This window comes from Pseudomonas sp. LBUM1644, assembly GCF_059716195.1.
Window position 1 is genome coordinate 1,146,645 of the sequence record NZ_CP166812.1, and the last position, 16,608, is coordinate 1,163,252.

Here is a 16,608-nt window from a genome sequence, read left to right on the forward strand (position 1 = left end):
GGCGGCTAACGATCCAACAAGAGCAAAAGATCGCAGCCTTCGGCAGCTCCTACATTTGGAATGCGGCCCCTGTAGGAGCTGCCGCAGGCTGCGATCTTTTGATCTAACGAACTGCCACAACGACTGGAGCCGAAGTGGTATGCCAGATCAACACCCGAGTAACGCGATTATCCTCGGTCTCCAGGATCTCCAGCCGATAGCGCCCGATCTTCAGGCACACCGCGCTGTCCGGAATCGTCTCCAGCGCCTCGGTCACCAGCCCGTTGAGGGTTTTCGGACCGTCGCTCGGCAAATGCCAGCCAAGGCTCTTGTTCAGTTCACGAATCGATGCTGCGCCATCAATCACCAGCCGCCCATCGGCCTGCGGGTGGATATGCGGGTTGTCCAGGCTGTGCTGGCTTTCGAACTCGCCGACGATTTCTTCGAGAATGTCTTCCAGGGTCACGATGCCGAGCACTTCGCCATACTCGTCGACCACCATGCCCAGGCGCCGCTGCTGCTTGTGGAAGTTCAGCAACTGCAACTGCAGCGGAGTGCTTTCTGGTACGAAGTAGGGGTCGTGACAGGCTGCCAGCAAGGCTTCCCGAGTCAGGTTGCCATCGGGCAGCAAGTGACGGATCTGCCGGGTGTTGAGTACCGCCTCGACCTGGTTGATGTCGCTGTGGAACACCGGAAGGCGCGTGCGTCGATTGGCACGAAGCTGCTCAAGGATTTCCTCGATGGAGTCGTCGAGATTAATGCCGTCGACATCACTGCGCGGCACCAGGATGTCGTTGACCGTGATGTTGTCCAGCGCATGGATGCCGGACAGTGGGTGCGGACGACTGATCGGGTGGTCGTGTTCGTCGCGCCGCTCGTTCGGTGCCTCGTCTTCGCTTTGCTGCACCACTTTGACTTTACGGGCGAACGGTCGCATCAGCAGCTGGCTGATGCCTTTGAGCAACCAGGCGGCCGGGTACAGGATTTTCAGTGGTGCACGGAGCAGGGTGTTGCCCAGGCCCAGGATCGCATCCGGATAACGAGCGGCGAGGGTGCGCGGCAGATAATCGGCAAACACCAGCAGAATCGCGCCCGCCCCTGCGCAAGCCGCCCATGGGCCGTTTTCCGCCCAGGTAAAAATCGCCAGCAAGGTGCTGATGACCACCACTAGCGCACGGCACAGTGTGTTGCAGAAGATCAAGCTATCAAGGGGGAAACTGAGCCTGGCCACCGGCTTGTCGCTCGAGCGCGTGGCCGTGCGCTGCGCCAGCAAGTGCTGTTGCGCCGATTCGATCGCGGTGAACAGCCCCGACCATAAAATCAGCAGGGCCATTACTGCGAGCATCGGCCCTATGGGCAAGTCGTCCATTAATGCCGCCCGTCAGATATGCAGGATGTATTCGCGGACCAGTTTGCTGCCGAAATACGCCAGCATCAGCAGGCAGAAACCGGCGAGGGTCCAGCGGATGGCCTTGTGTCCGCGCCAGCCGAGGCGATTGCGGCCCCAGAGCAGCACGCTGAAGACGATCCAGGCGAGGCATGCCAGCAGGGTTTTGTGCACCAGGTGTTGGGCGAACAGGTTGTCGACGAACAGCCAGCCGGAGATCAGCGACAGCGACAACAGGGTCCAGCCTGCCCAGAGGAAACCGAACAGCAGGCTTTCCATGGTTTGCAGGGGCGGGAAATTCTTGATCAGCCCGGACGGGTGCTTGTGCTTGAGCTGATGGTCCTGGACCAGCAGCAGCAACGCCTGGAACACCGCGATGGTGAACATGCCGTAGGCGAGGATCGACAGCAGGATATGCGCGAGGATCCCTGGCTCTTCGTCGATGATCTGCACCGTGCCGGCGGGGGCGAACTGCGCGAGCAGCACGGTGGCGGCACCGAGCGGGAACAGCAATATCAGCAGGTTTTCCACCGGAATACGCGAGCAGGCCAGCAGGGTCAGGGCAATGACCGCTGCGGCAATCAGGCTGGCGGCGCTGAAAAAGTCCAGGCCCAGGCCGATCGGCGTCAGCAAGTGGGTGAACAGGCTGGCGCTGTGAGCCAGCACGGCCAGCACGCCGAGCGTAACCAGCAGGCGCTTGTTCGCCTTGGCGCCGTTGGCCAGGCGAGTGCCCTGATAGAAAGTCGCAGCGGCATATAAGCAGGCGGCGGCGAGAGTGGTAAGCAAACTGGGTGACAAGGGGAGCATAAATCCTGTTAGGCAAGCCCGAAAGGCGCTGAGTTTGGCATAGAACCCACATCACACGAAAGTGCGAGGTGTCCGCCAGACGCAGTCTTCGCTATAATCCGCGACCTGCCCACGCCGCAGGCTCGCCGAGTACATGTTTATCACGGTCTGGGCCGCCATTATCCCGGTCTACACAGGGCCTGAAAGGATCGCGCAATGTTTGAAAACTTAACCGACCGCCTCTCGCAGACGCTGCGCCATGTCACCGGCAAGGCCAAGCTGAGCGAAGACAATATCAAAGACACCTTGCGTGAAGTGCGCATGGCGTTGCTCGAAGCCGACGTCGCCCTGCCGGTGGTGAAAGATTTCGTCAATTCGGTCAAGGAACGCGCCGTCGGCACCGAGGTGTCGCGCAGCCTGACGCCGGGCCAGGCCTTCGTGAAGATCGTCCAGGCCGAACTCGAAAGCCTGATGGGCGCGGCCAACGAAGACTTGAACCTGAGCGCCGTTCCGCCTGCCGTCGTGCTGATGGCTGGTTTGCAAGGTGCCGGTAAAACCACCACCGCCGGCAAACTCGCGCGCTTCCTTAAAGAGCGCAAGAAGAAGTCGGTCATGGTCGTGTCCGCGGACGTTTACCGTCCTGCGGCAATCAAACAGCTGGAAATGCTCGCGGGCGAAGTGGGGGTTACCTTCTTCCCGTCCGACCTGAGCCAGAAACCGGTCGACATCGCGCAAGCGGCTATTAAAGAAGCAAGACTGAAATTCATCGACGTGGTCATCGTCGACACCGCCGGTCGCCTGCACATCGATGAAGAGATGATGGGCGAGATCAAGGCGTTGCACGCCGCGATCAACCCGGTCGAAACGCTGTTCGTGGTCGACGCCATGACCGGCCAGGACGCCGCCAATACGGCCAAGGCTTTTGGCGATGCACTGCCACTGACCGGTGTGATCCTGACCAAGGTCGACGGCGATGCCCGTGGCGGTGCTGCACTGTCGGTGCGTGCCATCACCGGCAAGCCGATCAAGTTCATCGGTATGGGCGAGAAGAGCGAAGCGCTCGAACCGTTCCACCCTGAGCGTATTGCCTCGCGCATCCTCGGCATGGGCGACGTGCTCAGCCTGATCGAGCAGGCAGAAGCGACCCTCGACAAGGACAAAGCCGACAAGCTTGCTAAAAAGCTGAAGAAGGGCAAGGGCTTCGACCTCGAAGACTTCCGCGATCAGCTGCAACAGATGAAGAACATGGGCGGCCTCGGCGGCCTCATGGACAAACTGCCGAACATGGGCGGTGTGAACCTGGCGCAAATGGGCAATGCCCAGGGCGCGGCAGAGAAGCAATTCAAACAGATGGAAGCCATCATCAATTCCATGACCCCGGCCGAGCGCCGCGACCCTGACCTGATCAGCGGTTCGCGCAAGCGTCGGATATCGCTGGGTTCCGGCACTCAGGTGCAGGACATCGGTCGCTTGATCAAGCAGCACAAGCAGATGCAGAAGATGATGAAGAAATTCTCCGCGAAAGGCGGAATGGCGAAAATGATGCGCGGCATGGGCGGTATGTTGCCCGGCGGCGGCATGCCCAAGATGTAAAGAATTCACGCGAGGGCTTGCCCTTGCGCCTCCCACACGGAAGTGGGATACACAGCAAACCCGCATTGGCGGGAGCTGACTGGCCGTTTTCAACGACGGCTCTATAGCAAATCTGGATGGCGTCCGAAAGGCCGCCGGAAAAAGACATTTGCAAAAGTCCGGATATTCCTTAGAATATGCGGCCTTTCGGGCACCTATGCCCGCTGTGCCTTTAGATTTGCAGCACCGACTACAGGAACGATGTTCACATGCTAACAATCCGTCTTGCCCTTGGCGGCTCCAAAAAGCGCCCGTTTTACCACTTGACCGTAACCGACAGCCGCAACCCGCGCGACGGTTCGCACAAGGAACAGGTTGGTTTCTTCAACCCTGTTGCTCGTGGTCAAGAAGTTCGTCTGTCCGTGAACCAAGAGCGCGTAGCCTACTGGCTGAGCGTTGGTGCACAACCTTCTGAGCGTGTTGCTCAGTTGTTGAAGGATGCATCTAAGGCTGCGGCCTGAGCAATATGAACGCGACGCCTGCCATTGCTGATGATTTGATCGTTATCGGCAAGATTTATTCTGTTCATGGCGTTCGCGGCGAAGTGAAGGTTTACTCCTTTACTGATCCGACTGAAAACCTGTTGCAATACAAAACCTGGACGCTCAAGCGCGAAGGCAATGTGAAACAGGTCGAGCTGGTCAGCGGACGTGGGAACGACAAGTTCCTGGTCGCAAAGCTCAAGGGTCTCGATGATCGCGAAGAAGCTCGTCTTCTGGCCGGTTATGAGATCTGCGTGCCGCGCAACCTGTTCCCTGAATTGACCGACGGCGAGTACTACTGGTACCAGCTGGAAGGTCTGAAGGTTATTGACCAACTCGGGCAATTGCTCGGGAAGATCGATCATCTTCTGGAAACCGGCGCCAATGATGTAATGGTGGTCAAGCCTTGCGCTGGCAGCCTGGATGATCGCGAACGCCTGTTGCCCTATACGGAGCAATGCGTGTTGGCTGTCGACCTTGCCGCAGGCGAGATGAAGGTGGAATGGGATGCGGACTTCTAAGCGTGGCTAACTTGCGCGTAGAAGTGATCAGTTTGTTTCCCGAGATGTTCTCCGCCATCAGCGAGTACGGCATCACCAGTCGTGCGGTGAAACAGGGGCTGTTGCAGCTCACCTGTTGGAATCCGCGAGACTACACGACGGATCGGCATCACACTGTGGACGATCGCCCATTTGGCGGTGGCCCGGGCATGGTGATGAAGATCAAGCCCCTGGAAGATGCTCTGGTTCAGGCCAAGGCAGCAGCCGGGGAGGCGGCGAAGGTAATTTACCTGTCCCCCCAAGGCCGTCAACTGACTCAGTCGGCGGTACGCGAGTTGGCGAATCTGGATGCATTGATCCTGATTGCCGGTCGCTATGAAGGCATTGACGAGCGTTTTATTGATGCTCATGTCGATGAAGAGTGGTCGATTGGCGACTATGTACTGTCTGGCGGCGAGCTGCCGGCGATGGTCCTGATCGATGCGGTTACACGGCTGCTGCCTGGAGCTTTAGGGCATGCGGACTCCGCCGAGGAAGATTCCTTTACGGATGGTCTGCTGGATTGCCCGCACTACACCCGACCGGAGGTGTATGCGGATCAGCGTGTTCCCGACGTGTTGCTAAGTGGCAATCACGCGCATATCCGGCGTTGGCGTTTACAGCAGTCCCTTGGTAGGACCTTTGAACGACGCGCCGATCTTCTGGAAAGCCGCTCGCTTTCTGGAGAAGAGAAGAAGCTGCTCGAGGAATACATCCGCGAGCGGGACGATAGTTAACAACGTATCGATGGTAAGTCCGTTGATTTACCTTAGGAGCACAGCATGACTAACAAAATCATCCTTGCACTCGAAGCAGAGCAGATGACCAAAGAGATCCCTACCTTTGCCCCGGGCGACACCATTGTCGTTCAGGTGAAAGTGAAGGAAGGCGACCGTTCGCGTCTGCAAGCGTTCGAAGGTGTTGTTATCGCCAAGCGTAACCGCGGCGTAAACAGTGCTTTCACCGTTCGTAAAATCTCCAACGGTGTTGGCGTAGAGCGTACTTTCCAGACCTACAGCCCGCAAATCGACAGCATGGCCGTTAAACGTCGCGGTGACGTACGTAAAGCCAAGCTGTACTACCTGCGTGACCTGTCCGGTAAAGCAGCTCGCATCAAGGAAAAACTGGCTTAAGTCCAGCTTCCGATGCAGAAAAAAGCAGCCTACGGGCTGCTTTTTTGTTGCCTGCGATTTATGCGTGCATTGGTTCCGCAGCCGGGCGGGTCTATGAAAGACTGTCCCATCGTTACTTGTCTTGCCTGAGTCTTTATGCCCGCCATCGACCACCCGCTGATAGACCAATTCCTCGACGCTCTTTGGCTGGAGAAAGGTTTGTCCGAAAACACCCGTGACGCCTACCGCAGTGACCTGGCCCTGTTCAACGGCTGGATGCAGGAGAAGGGCCTGGAGCTGATCAACGCGGGCCGCGAGTTAATCCTCGATCATTTGGCCTGGCGCCTGGAGCAAAACTACAAACCCCGTTCCACCGCGCGATTTCTCTCTGGCGTGCGTGGCTTCTATCGCTATTTGCTGCGGGAAAAGCTGATTGCCGTCGATCCGACCTTGCGCGTCGATATGCCGCAACTCGGTAGGCCATTGCCTAAATCTCTGTCGGAAGCGGACGTGGAAGCGTTGCTGGCCGCGCCGGACTTGAGCGAAGCCATCGGACAGCGGGACCGCGCCATGCTTGAAGTGCTTTACGCCTGCGGGCTCCGGGTGACAGAGCTGATCAGCCTGACGCTGGAGCAGGTCAATCTGCGCCAGGGTGTGCTGCGGGTCATGGGCAAAGGTAGCAAGGAGCGACTGGTGCCGATGGGTGAGGAAGCGATTGTCTGGGTCGAGCGCTACATGCGCGATGGTCGTGGCGAGCTGCTCGGCGGGCGTCCCAGCGATGTGATGTTTCCCAGTCAGCGTGGCGAGCAAATGACGCGCCAGACCTTCTGGCATCGCATCAAGCACCAGGCCAAAGTCGCCGGGATCGGCAAATCGCTGTCGCCGCACACCCTGCGGCATGCCTTTGCCACGCACTTGCTCAACCACGGCGCCGATCTGCGGGTGGTACAAATGCTGCTCGGCCACAGCGATCTGTCCACGACCCAGATCTACACCCACGTCGCCCGCGCCCGCTTGCAGGACCTGCACGCCAAACATCACCCCCGCGGCTAACGCCATCTCCCTGTGTAGGAGCTGCCGCAGGCTGCGATCTTTTGATCTTAAAGAACAAGATCAAAAGATCGCAGCCTTCGGCAGCTCCTACAGAGGGCGTCATGCGTCGAGGTCAGGTTGTCTTGCGTTTGGCACATTCGGCCACACGGGCCTTATGTGGTAGGCTTTGCCGGTTTGCACGATGGGCGTTTATGACCCGGTGTTTCGGCACGGGCGTTCTGATTGTCCCATTTGTCCGCCTTCAGGAGTTCTCATGCGTCTGATCCAGATTTTCGCCGCCGCCGCCATTGCGTTGGTCAGCACCTTTGCCGTCGCCGATGACGCGGCCGACAAAGCCATTCGTAAAAGCCTGGAAAACCTCGAACTCGAGGTCCCGGTCGAAAGTATCAGCGCCAGCCCGCTGCCTGGCATGTACGAAGTCAAACTCAAAGGCAGCCGCGTGCTCTACGCCAGCGCCGATGGCCAGTACATCGTTCAGGGCTACCTGTTCCAGCTCAAGGATGGTAAACCGGTCAACCTGACCGAGAAGACCGAACGCCTGGGTGTGTCCAAACTGATCAACGAGATTCCGGTCGCGGATACCGTGGTTTATCCGGCCATCGGCGAAACCAAGTCGCACATCACCGTATTCACCGACACCACCTGCCCGTACTGCCACAAGCTGCACGCCGAAGTGCCTGAGCTGAACAAGCGCGGCATCGAAGTGCGCTACGTCGCGTTTCCGCGCCAGGGCTTGGGCTCGCCGGGTGACGAACAGCTGCAAGCGGTCTGGTGCTCGAAAGACAAAAAAGCAGCCATGGACAAAATGGTCGATGGCAAGGAAATCAAGGCCGCCAAGTGCGATAACCCGGTCTCCAAGCAGTTCGCCCTCGGTCAGTCGATTGGCGTAAACGGCACGCCGGCCATCGTTTTGGCCGACGGCCAGGTCATTCCGGGCTACCAGCCTGCGCCACAAGTCGCCAAACTGGCGTTGGGCGCGAAATAAAATTCGCATCGTCACGGTCAGCCTTTGACGATCATGGTCCGGCGGCAACATTTACCGGGCCATTAATAGAGAGCCGCGCGCATGCGGCTGTTTTCACGGCCGGCCTTGAGTCGGCCGTTTTATGGGGAGTTCACAGTGAAACCGGTCAAAGTAGGCATCTGTGGGTTAGGGACCGTCGGTGGCGGTACCTTCAACGTACTTCAGCGCAACGCCGAGGAAATTGCTCGTCGTGCCGGGCGTGGAATCGAAGTGGCTCAAATTGCCATGCGCACGCCAAAGCCTCAGTTCCAGACGACCGGTATTGCGATTACCAACGATGTCTTCGAAGTGGCCACGAACCCTGAGATCGACATCGTCATAGAGTTGGTGGGCGGCTACACCGTTGCCCGCGAGCTGGTACTCAAAGCGATCGAGAACGGAAAACATGTGGTAACCGCGAACAAGGCGTTGATCGCCGTTCACGGTAACGAGATTTTCGCCAAGGCTCGCGAGAAAGGCGTGATTGTGGCCTTCGAAGCTGCCGTGGCCGGTGGCATCCCGGTGATCAAGGCGATCCGTGAAGGCCTGTCCGCCAACCGCATCAACTGGGTCGCCGGCATCATCAACGGCACCGGTAACTTCATCCTCACCGAAATGCGTGAGAAGGGCCGCACCTTCGAAGACGTATTGGCCGAGGCGCAAGCCCTGGGGTACGCCGAAGCCGACCCGACCTTCGATGTCGAAGGCATCGACGCCGCCCACAAGCTGACAATCCTGGCGTCTATCGCGTTCGGTATTCCGCTGCAATTCGACAAGGCTTACACCGAAGGCATCACCAAGCTGACCACCGCTGACGTGAACTACGCCGAAGCGCTGGGCTATCGCATCAAGCACCTCGGCGTGGCGCGCAGCACCGCTGCCGGTATCGAGTTGCGCGTACACCCGACGCTGATCCCGGCTGATCGCTTGATCGCCAACGTCAACGGCGTGATGAACGCAGTCATGGTCAATGGCGACGCTGCCGGTTCGACGCTGTTCTACGGCGCGGGCGCCGGCATGGAGCCGACCGCTTCTTCGGTCATCGCCGACCTGGTGGACGTGGTTCGCGCCATGACCTCGGACCCGGAAAACCGTGTGCCGCACCTGGCCTTCCAGCCAGATTCGCTGTCGGCACATCCGATCCTGCCCATTGAAGCCTGCGAAAGCTCCTACTACCTGCGCATCCAGGCCAAGGACCATCCGGGCGTGTTGGCTCAGGTGGCGAGCATCCTGTCGGAGCGCGGCATCAACATCGAATCGATCATGCAGAAAGAAGTCGAAGAGCATGACGGTCTGGTGCCGATGATCCTGCTGACCCACCGTGTGCTGGAGCAGCACATGAACGACGCGATCGCCGCCCTGGAAGCGTTGGCTGGCGTAGTTGGTCCGGTTGTACGGATCCGTGTCGAACATTTGAATTAACACAGCGACAAGCCGAGCCCCAAGCGGCAAGTCAAAAGCGGTCTGGCTTTGACTTGCAGCTTGTAGCGTGAAGCTTGAAGCTCAAACCAAAGGTTTGCCCCTATGCGTTATATCAGTACCCGCGGCCAGGCACCGGCCCTGAATTTCGAAGACGTCCTGCTGGCCGGTCTGGCCACTGACGGCGGTCTGTACGTCCCGGAATGTCTGCCACGTTTCACCCAGGAAGAGATTGCTTCCTGGGCCGGCCTGCCGTATCACGAACTGGCCTTCCGGGTGATGCGCCCGTTCGTGACCGGCAGCATTCCCGATGCCGATTTCAAAAAGATTCTTGAAGAAACTTACGGCGTATTTTCCCACAACGCCGTGGCACCGCTACGTCAGCTGAACGGCAACGAATGGGTGCTGGAGTTGTTCCACGGCCCGACCTTGGCGTTCAAGGACTTCGCCCTGCAACTGCTCGGTCGTCTACTCGACTACGTGCTGGAAAAACGCGGTGAGCGCGTGGTGATCGTTGGCGCTACCTCCGGTGATACCGGTTCGGCCGCCATCGAAGGCTGCAAGCACTGCGAAAACGTCGACATCTTCATCCTGCACCCGCACAACCGTGTTTCAGAAGTGCAGCGTCGCCAGATGACCACGATCTTCGGCGAGAACATCCACAACATCGCCATCGAAGGCAACTTCGATGACTGCCAGGAAATGGTCAAGGCGAGCTTCGCCGACCAGAGCTTCCTCAAGGGCACTCGCCTGGTAGCGGTGAACTCGATCAACTGGGCGCGGATCATGGCCCAGATCGTTTACTACTTCCACGCAGCCCTGCAGTTGGGCGGTCCGGCTCGCTCTGTATCGTTCTCGGTGCCGACCGGCAACTTCGGCGATATTTTCGCCGGTTACCTGGCGCGCAACATGGGCCTGCCGATCAACCAGTTGATCGTCGCCACCAACCGCAACGACATCCTGCACCGCTTCATGAGCGGCAATCAGTACGTCAAGGAAACCCTGCACGCCACGCTGTCGCCGTCGATGGACATCATGGTCTCGTCGAACTTTGAACGCCTGCTGTTCGACCTGCACGGTCGCAACGGTGCAGCGATTGCCGGTTTGATGGACAGCTTCAAGCAGGGCGGTGGCTTCAGTGTCGAACAGGAGCGCTGGACCGAAGCCCGCAAGTTGTTCGATTCCCTGGCTGTGGATGACGCGCAAACCTGCGAAACCATTGCCGAAGTTTACGAGCAAACCGGCGAACTTCTGGATCCGCATACCGCCATTGGCGTGAAGGCAGCGCGTGAGTGCCGTCGTAGCCTGGATATTCCGATGGTGATCCTCGGGACCGCCCACCCGGTAAAATTCCCGGATGCGGTGGAGAAGGCTGGCGTTGGCAAGGCGCTGGAATTGCCTGTGCACCTGGCTGATCTGTTTGAGCGGGATGAGCGTTGCACCGTGTTGCCGAATGACCTGAAAGCTGTACAGGCGTTTGTCAGCCAGCATGGTAATCGTGGCAAGCCTCTGTAAGCGGTAGAAAGCAGTCGCCTGACCAAAAAGCCCGTCTTATGACGGGTTTTTTTTTTGTGCTCGGGCCCCCGGAGCAATGCCGGAGTGAGGGCATGCCGAGCCTTAGCGAGGCACCGAATGGAGGGGCAAAGCGTTTTGCTTCCTTTTGGGCGTCTGCAAAAGGGAGTCGCTGTAAGAGCGAAACCGCCAGCAGCCGCTACCAAGAAAACGGATATGCGCTCCAACCCCAACCCAACCCAAACCACCAAGACCCCACGCCGATGTTTTTTTCCTGTCATCTTCCCCATGCATCCTCAAACAACCAGAGACGCCGGTTCACCCGCATTCGGTAATCAGAACTTTCTTCTCGGGCCAGTGGTCATTTAAGGTAGATATGCCCCAGGCACATTGTTTTCGGACTATTGAGTGGTGATCGAGATGGAAAGTATCAGTCTATTGCTCGGTGAGGCTCTGAGCCCGTATCAGGTGACATTGACCCCATCGGGAACCCATGGCGAATGCCTGGTGACATTGAAAAGTGCAACCGGCGCCATCGTCGTCGAGCGGGAGTTCAATCACGCCCAGTTGACCAATAAACGTCTGCTGACGGATGTGGTCGACGGTTTGCACCGTGACGTGATGATCGCCGAAGGACGCCTGGAGCCCTGCGTTATCGCGGCGTTGCGCAATGCGGCACAGGACAAGATCCTCGCCAGTCGAAATTGAATTGTTTTTTGTGGGAACCTTCCTGCTCCAAGGTCAGTCAGAGGTTGTAACAGCAGGATCAAGCATTGTGCTCCGATGCTTGTAGCTTGTTGCTACTGGTCTTTATGTAGGCCACGTTTAACCCCGAGTCGTCTCCCCACTTCTCGGGGTTTCTTTTGTCCGCGATTTGTCATTGGTTGGCCTGACGCTCAAAAAACGCCTTGGTTTCCTGGAGGTAGTCGCTACGGCGAGCGGGGTCCAGCCAGTCTGCATACAGCTGATCGAGATGGTCACGAGGCATGTGGCGCAGTAACTGGTTGATCTCACTGATCACCTGTCGACCTTGCGGCGTATTGGAACAACCGATGTGCCCGGACAGGTATTTGCCCGTGCCCCTGATCGGGTAAAACTCCAACTGGTCGTCGGTGATGTGTTTCTGACTGGCCTGATATCGGATCTCCGGCCAGTAACCCAACACCACCTGCAAACGACCCAGGCCCTGCATCTGTAGCAGGCTGCCGAGGGCATCGTTGCCGTAATGAGAGGTCAAGGCGCCTTCCGGAGCCTGTCGCAGCAGGCTATCGACAACTTGACCGTAGCTGCGCTCGGCCACCACGCCGACTTTGTTCCTGCCGCTTTCCAGCAGCGCCGCCAGATCGACTTCACCGTCGGTCAGAAACGGCTCCAGTACCGGTCGGTCTTCCTGTCGGATCACCAGGCCATTACTGACGGCTCGAAAGGCCGGGATAGAAAACGCAATCCACTGTTCCCGCTCCTTGGTCCATACCAGCGAAGGATCACAGGACAGCGACGCTTCGTGGAGCATTTGCATGCCGCGGGCGCGGTTGACCCGCATCAGGCGATGGTTGTACTGCGGCAGGTCGGCGATCAGCAGCGGCAGCATTTGATCGATGATCCCCTGGCCTTTTTTCGGGCCTTCGAAAATCATCGTGGGCGGCAAGTCGCGCAGCAACCAAATCAAGGTTTCCTTGGGTTGCGCCGAAACGGCGGATGCCAACCCCGCCAATAGCGCAAAAGCCGCCACTGCGCGGCAGGTGCGGATGTTCAGGATCGCGAATGAAAGCAGGCGCCTCAGCTTAAATGGCCCCGTCTTCACGCAGCTTTGCGATCTGTCCCTTGTCATAGCCAAGATCGTGAAGTACCTGCGCATTGTGTTCACCCAGTTGCGGCCCGACCCATTCCGAAGTGCCCGGTGTCTCTGAGAGTTTCGGCACGATTCCCGGCATCTTGAAGTCTTTGCCGTCCGGCAATTTTGCCTTCAGGAACATTTCCCGAGCCAGATACTGCGGGTCGTTGAACATGTCTTCGGCGCTGAAGATCCGGCTGGCCGGCACGTCGGCCAGATTCAACTGCTCAATGATGGTGTCCAGCGGCAGCGAGTTGACCCAGCGATCAATCACCCCATAAATCTCGTCGCGACGGCTGTCGCGCCCATCGTTGCTGGCCAGTACCGGGTCATTGGCCAGGTCTTCGCGACCGATGATCAGCATGAATCGTTTGAAGATTGCGTCGCCATTGGCGCCGATCTGCACATGTTTGCCGTCGGCGCTGGTGTGGATCGAAGAGGGCGTGATGCCCGGCATGATGTTGCCGGTGCGTTCGCGGATGAAACCAAAGACGTCAAACTCCGGAACCATACTTTCCATCATGGCGAAGATCGCTTCATACAGCGCCACATCCACCACCTGCCCCAGGCCACCGTTGACCTCGCGATGACGCAGGGCCATCAGCGCGCCGATCACGCCCCAGAGCGCGGCTATCGAGTCACCGATGGAAATCCCGGTGCGCACCGGCGGTCGGTCTTCGTACCCGGTGATGTAGCGCAAGCCGCCCATGGACTCGCCGACCGCGCCAAACCCGGGCTGATCCTTCATCGGCCCGGTCTGCCCGAAGCCTGAAAGTCGCACCATCACCAGTTTCGGGTTCAGCGCGTGCAAGACTTCCCAGCCCAACCCGAGTTTTTCCAGGACCCCGGGGCGAAAATTCTCGATCAGAATGTCCGCTTCGCCGAGCAGTTTTTTCAGGATTGCCAGACCGTCCGGGTGTTTAAGGTTCAGGGTCAGGGACTTCTTGTTACGCGCCTGGACGAACCACCACAGCGAAGTGCCTTCATACAATTTGCGCCATTTGCGCAATGGATCACCGCCGTCGGGGGATTCGATCTTGATCACTTCGGCACCGAACTCACCGCAAATGCGTGAGGCAAACGGGCCGGCAATCAACGTACCCAATTCAATGACTTTCAGACCTGAAAGCGGTTTTCCGGTGAGCGGCATGCTGGATCCTGTAGGACAAAGGCTGAGCGAATACAGCGTTTTAACATAGCCGAACGTCAGACGACCAAGGTTGATCGCCTTCAATTCGTTGATTGCCTACTGCATCGGTTAGACTTGCCGCCTTTCCTCGTATCAAGAAGCCCGTTCATGGCCCAGCCGTCCACGACCTACAAGTTTGAACTGAACCTCACCGACCTTGACCGCAGCGTCTACGAGAGCGTGAAGCAGACCATCGCCCGTCACCCTTCGGAAACCGAAGAGCGCATGACCGTGCGACTGCTGGCCTACGCCTTCTGGTACAACGAGCAGCTGTCGTTTGGTCGCGGTCTGTCAGACGTGGATGAACCGGCGCTGTGGGAAAAGAGCCTGGATGACCGGGTCCTGCACTGGATCGAAGTCGGCCAGCCAGACGCCGATCGCCTGACCTGGTGCTCGCGCCGCACCGAACGTACCAGCCTGCTGGCCTACGGCAGCCTGCGCGTGTGGGAAACCAAAGTGATCCCGGCGATCAAGAACCTGAAAAACGTGCACATCGCTGCCGTGCCGCAGGAAGTCCTGGAAACCCTGGCCAAAGACATGCCCCGCGTTATCAAGTGGGACGTGATGATCAGCGAAGGGACCATTTTCGTCACCGACGACCGTGGTCAGCACGAAGTCCAGTTGCAGTGGCTGAGCGGCGAACGCGGCTGATTATTCGCCGCCCGTTCGCGTTATCCGGTTTTATCCCACGTATTCAAGAGAAGCACCTGTCACGCCATGCGCATCGAACCTCGCCTGTTGCCCGATACCCTGCCATTTCTCGGTGATCTGCCGCCGCTGCTGACCCGGCTGTACGCGGCGCGGGGCGTGCAGTCCGAGGCGGAACTGGACAAGAGCCTGGCGCGGCTGATTCCGTTCCAGCAGCTGAAAGGCATCGATGCGGCCGTGGATTTGCTGGTTACGGCGCTCGAACAACGGCAGCGGATTCTGATCGTTGGCGATTTCGACGCCGATGGCGCGACCGCCAGTACGGTGGGCGTGTTGGGCTTGCGCCTGCTGGGCGCCGCGCACGTCGACTACCTGGTGCCGAACCGATTCGAGTACGGCTACGGCCTGACCCCGGAAATCGTCGCGGTGGCGCTGGAACGTCAGCCCCAGCTGCTGATCACCGTGGACAACGGGATTTCCAGCGTCGAAGGCGTGGCGGCGGCGAAAAAGGCCGGGCTGCAGGTGTTAGTCACCGACCACCACTTGCCTGGCGATGAGTTGCCGCTGGCCGATGCCATCGTGAACCCCAACCAGCCAGGTTGCGATTTTCCAAGCAAGGCGCTGGCCGGTGTCGGGGTTATTTTCTATGTGCTGATGGCGCTTCGCGCGCGTTTGCGCAGCCTGGGTTGGTACGAGAGCAAACCGCAGCCGAACATCGGCGAGTTGCTGGACCTCGTGGCGCTAGGCAGCGTCGCCGACGTGGTGCCGCTGGATGCCAATAACCGGATTCTGGTGCACCAAGGCCTGGAGCGGATTCGCGCCGGGCGCGCACGGCCGGGGATCAAAGCGATACTCGAAGTGGCGAAACGCGAGGCTGCGCGCATCACCTCCACCGATCTGGGCTTCATTGTCGGCCCGCGCCTGAACGCGGCGGGGCGCCTGGATGACATGAGCCTGGGCATCGAATGCCTGCTCACTGACGACGCCGGTATGGCGCGGGAGATGGCGGTCCAGCTCGATGGCATGAACCAGGACCGAAAATCCATCGAGCAGGGCATGCAGCGTGAAGCGCTGGCTCAGCTCAAGGATTTGCCGGTCGAATCGATGCCGTTTGGCCTGTGCCTGTTCGATCCCGAGTGGCACCAGGGTGTCATCGGAATTCTCGCGTCGCGTATGAAAGAACGCTACTTCCGACCGACCATCGCCTTTGCCGATGCGGGTGATGGCATGCTCAAGGGCTCTGGACGCTCCGTCCAGGGGTTCCATATTCGCGACGCCTTGAGCGTGGTGGCGGCGCAACATCCGAATCTGATCAGCAAATATGGCGGCCATGCCATGGCGGCGGGCTTAACGCTACCGGAAGGGAATTTTCCGTTATTCGCCGAAGCTTTTGACGCTGAGGTGCGTAGGCAATTGCGCGAAGAGGATTTGACTGGGCGCCTGCTTTCCGACGGCACGTTGGCGGTCGAGGAGTTTCACCTGGAACTGGCCCGTGCCTTGCGCCACGCCGGACCATGGGGGCAACATTTCCCGGAACCGTTGTTTCATGGTGTGTTCCAGTTGGTCGAGCAGCGGGTTGTCGGCGAGCGACACCTCAAAGTGGTGCTCAGGAGTGAATGTGGCTCGGTCAAACTCGACGGCATCGCTTTCGGGATTGATCGCGACATCTGGCCGAATCCGACGATCAAATGGGTGGAATTGGCCTACAAACTCGACCTCAACGAGTTTCGCGGAAATGAGACTGTGCAGTTGATGATTGCCCACATCGAACCGCGGTAAAGCATTAAAGATCAAAAGATCGCAGCCTTCGGCAGCTCCTACAGGTGTACACCGATCCCTGTAGGAGCTGCCGCAGGCTGCGATCTTTTCTTGAACCCCCCACTGATGCCCGTTGTCGACTAGGCTCTAAGCACTGCTTGATTATCCTTGTGACGTCTTGTCTTACTTTTTTGCCCGCGGGGGCGGGTGCTGTACCTTTTTCCTGTCACTCGTCGACTTTTCAAACAGAACCCTGGAGCCTGCCCACTGATTCG

Annotated in this window: 16 protein-coding genes; 12 read left to right on the top strand and 4 right to left on the bottom strand. The window is 58.8% G+C overall.

Features of this window, described 5'->3' with window-relative positions:
* Positions 1–103: 103 nt before the first annotated feature.
* Both ACA052_RS05225 and ACA052_RS05230 read right to left on the bottom strand, forming a co-directional pair.
* Entirely contained in the window at positions 104–1,348 is a 1,245-nt protein-coding gene (locus ACA052_RS05225) for a transporter associated domain-containing protein (RefSeq protein ID WP_497648697.1), read from the bottom strand.
* 12 nt (positions 1,349–1,360) lie between these two features.
* Positions 1,361–2,173 (bottom strand): cytochrome C assembly family protein, encoded by an 813-nt coding sequence (locus tag ACA052_RS05230; protein WP_497648698.1) that lies wholly within the window; start codon positions 2,171–2,173, stop codon positions 1,361–1,363.
* A 195-nt stretch (positions 2,174–2,368) separates the two neighbouring features.
* On the opposite strand from ACA052_RS05230, the gene ffh reads away from it, so the two are divergent.
* From ffh to ACA052_RS05280, 10 genes are all read left to right on the top strand, one after another.
* Positions 2,369–3,745 (top strand): signal recognition particle protein, encoded by a 1,377-nt coding sequence (gene ffh / locus ACA052_RS05235; RefSeq protein WP_497648699.1) that lies wholly within the window; start codon positions 2,369–2,371, stop codon positions 3,743–3,745.
* A 248-nt stretch (positions 3,746–3,993) separates the two neighbouring features.
* On the top strand, positions 3,994–4,245 hold the full coding sequence (rpsP, locus tag ACA052_RS05240) for a 30S ribosomal protein S16 (protein WP_010463010.1): 252 nt from the start codon (positions 3,994–3,996) through the stop codon (positions 4,243–4,245).
* Positions 4,246–4,250: 5 nt separating this feature from the next.
* The gene (rimM, locus tag ACA052_RS05245) at positions 4,251–4,787 is read left to right on the top strand and encodes a ribosome maturation factor RimM (RefSeq protein ID WP_010463008.1); all 537 of its coding nucleotides are present in this window, start codon (positions 4,251–4,253) and stop codon (positions 4,785–4,787) included.
* On the top strand, positions 4,769–5,542 hold the full coding sequence (gene trmD / locus ACA052_RS05250) for a tRNA (guanosine(37)-N1)-methyltransferase TrmD (protein ID WP_173860472.1): 774 nt from the start codon (positions 4,769–4,771) through the stop codon (positions 5,540–5,542). Before rimM ends, trmD begins: the two co-directional genes overlap by 19 nt.
* A gap of 45 nt (positions 5,543–5,587) precedes the next feature.
* Positions 5,588–5,938, top strand: a complete 351-nt coding sequence (gene rplS / locus ACA052_RS05255) for a 50S ribosomal protein L19 (RefSeq protein ID WP_003175895.1) — start codon at positions 5,588–5,590, stop codon at positions 5,936–5,938.
* Between the two features lie 135 nt (positions 5,939–6,073).
* Positions 6,074–6,970 (top strand): site-specific tyrosine recombinase XerD, encoded by an 897-nt coding sequence (gene xerD, locus ACA052_RS05260; RefSeq protein ID WP_497648700.1) that lies wholly within the window; start codon positions 6,074–6,076, stop codon positions 6,968–6,970.
* Between the two features lie 253 nt (positions 6,971–7,223).
* Positions 7,224–7,955 (top strand): bifunctional protein-disulfide isomerase/oxidoreductase DsbC, encoded by a 732-nt coding sequence (dsbC, locus tag ACA052_RS05265; protein ID WP_497648701.1) that lies wholly within the window; start codon positions 7,224–7,226, stop codon positions 7,953–7,955.
* A 135-nt stretch (positions 7,956–8,090) separates the two neighbouring features.
* On the top strand, positions 8,091–9,395 hold the full coding sequence (locus ACA052_RS05270) for a homoserine dehydrogenase (RefSeq protein ID WP_046053481.1): 1,305 nt from the start codon (positions 8,091–8,093) through the stop codon (positions 9,393–9,395).
* A gap of 102 nt (positions 9,396–9,497) precedes the next feature.
* On the top strand, positions 9,498–10,907 hold the full coding sequence (gene thrC / locus ACA052_RS05275) for a threonine synthase (protein ID WP_497648702.1): 1,410 nt from the start codon (positions 9,498–9,500) through the stop codon (positions 10,905–10,907).
* A gap of 417 nt (positions 10,908–11,324) precedes the next feature.
* Positions 11,325–11,612, top strand: coding sequence for a DUF3509 domain-containing protein (locus ACA052_RS05280; RefSeq protein WP_497648703.1), 288 nt, complete (start codon positions 11,325–11,327; stop codon positions 11,610–11,612).
* Positions 11,613–11,781: 169 nt separating this feature from the next.
* Here ACA052_RS05280 and ACA052_RS05285 read toward each other — a convergent pair whose 3' ends face one another.
* A complete protein-coding gene (locus ACA052_RS05285) occupies positions 11,782–12,708 on the bottom strand; it encodes a TIGR02285 family protein (RefSeq protein WP_497648704.1) in 927 nt (308 codons plus the stop codon).
* Positions 12,689–13,888, bottom strand: a complete 1,200-nt coding sequence (locus tag ACA052_RS05290) for a CaiB/BaiF CoA transferase family protein (protein ID WP_497648705.1) — start codon at positions 13,886–13,888, stop codon at positions 12,689–12,691. Before ACA052_RS05290 ends, ACA052_RS05285 begins: the two co-directional genes overlap by 20 nt.
* Before the next feature lie 147 nt (positions 13,889–14,035).
* Here ACA052_RS05290 and ACA052_RS05295 point away from each other — a divergent pair, with 147 nt between their 5' ends.
* Positions 14,036–14,578 (top strand): YaeQ family protein, encoded by a 543-nt coding sequence (locus ACA052_RS05295; RefSeq protein ID WP_007897614.1) that lies wholly within the window; start codon positions 14,036–14,038, stop codon positions 14,576–14,578.
* Between the two features lie 66 nt (positions 14,579–14,644).
* Complete coding sequence (recJ, locus tag ACA052_RS05300; RefSeq protein WP_497648706.1) at positions 14,645–16,354, top strand: single-stranded-DNA-specific exonuclease RecJ; 1,710 nt, start codon at positions 14,645–14,647, stop codon at positions 16,352–16,354.
* Positions 16,355–16,608 lie beyond the last annotated feature (254 nt).

What these genes read in the sequence shown, in the direction of transcription:
- ACA052_RS05225 (WP_497648697.1), bottom strand. Translation starts at nt 1,348, where the DNA reads ATGGACGACTTGCCCATAGGGCCGATGCTCGCAGTAATGGCCCTGCTG.
- ACA052_RS05230 (WP_497648698.1), bottom strand. Translation starts at nt 2,173, where the DNA reads ATGCTCCCCTTGTCACCCAGTTTGCTTACCACTCTCGCCGCCGCCTGC.
- ffh (WP_497648699.1), top strand. Translation starts at nt 2,369, where the DNA reads ATGTTTGAAAACTTAACCGACCGCCTCTCGCAGACGCTGCGCCATGTC.
- rpsP (WP_010463010.1), top strand. Translation starts at nt 3,994, where the DNA reads ATGCTAACAATCCGTCTTGCCCTTGGCGGCTCCAAAAAGCGCCCGTTT.
- rimM (WP_010463008.1), top strand. Translation starts at nt 4,251, where the DNA reads ATGAACGCGACGCCTGCCATTGCTGATGATTTGATCGTTATCGGCAAG.
- trmD (WP_173860472.1), top strand. Translation starts at nt 4,769, where the DNA reads ATGGGATGCGGACTTCTAAGCGTGGCTAACTTGCGCGTAGAAGTGATC.
- rplS (WP_003175895.1), top strand. Translation starts at nt 5,588, where the DNA reads ATGACTAACAAAATCATCCTTGCACTCGAAGCAGAGCAGATGACCAAA.
- xerD (WP_497648700.1), top strand. Translation starts at nt 6,074, where the DNA reads ATGCCCGCCATCGACCACCCGCTGATAGACCAATTCCTCGACGCTCTT.
- dsbC (WP_497648701.1), top strand. Translation starts at nt 7,224, where the DNA reads ATGCGTCTGATCCAGATTTTCGCCGCCGCCGCCATTGCGTTGGTCAGC.
- thrC (WP_497648702.1), top strand. Translation starts at nt 9,498, where the DNA reads ATGCGTTATATCAGTACCCGCGGCCAGGCACCGGCCCTGAATTTCGAA.
- ACA052_RS05280 (WP_497648703.1), top strand. Translation starts at nt 11,325, where the DNA reads ATGGAAAGTATCAGTCTATTGCTCGGTGAGGCTCTGAGCCCGTATCAG.
- ACA052_RS05290 (WP_497648705.1), bottom strand. Translation starts at nt 13,888, where the DNA reads ATGCCGCTCACCGGAAAACCGCTTTCAGGTCTGAAAGTCATTGAATTG.
- ACA052_RS05295 (WP_007897614.1), top strand. Translation starts at nt 14,036, where the DNA reads ATGGCCCAGCCGTCCACGACCTACAAGTTTGAACTGAACCTCACCGAC.
- recJ (WP_497648706.1), top strand. Translation starts at nt 14,645, where the DNA reads ATGCGCATCGAACCTCGCCTGTTGCCCGATACCCTGCCATTTCTCGGT.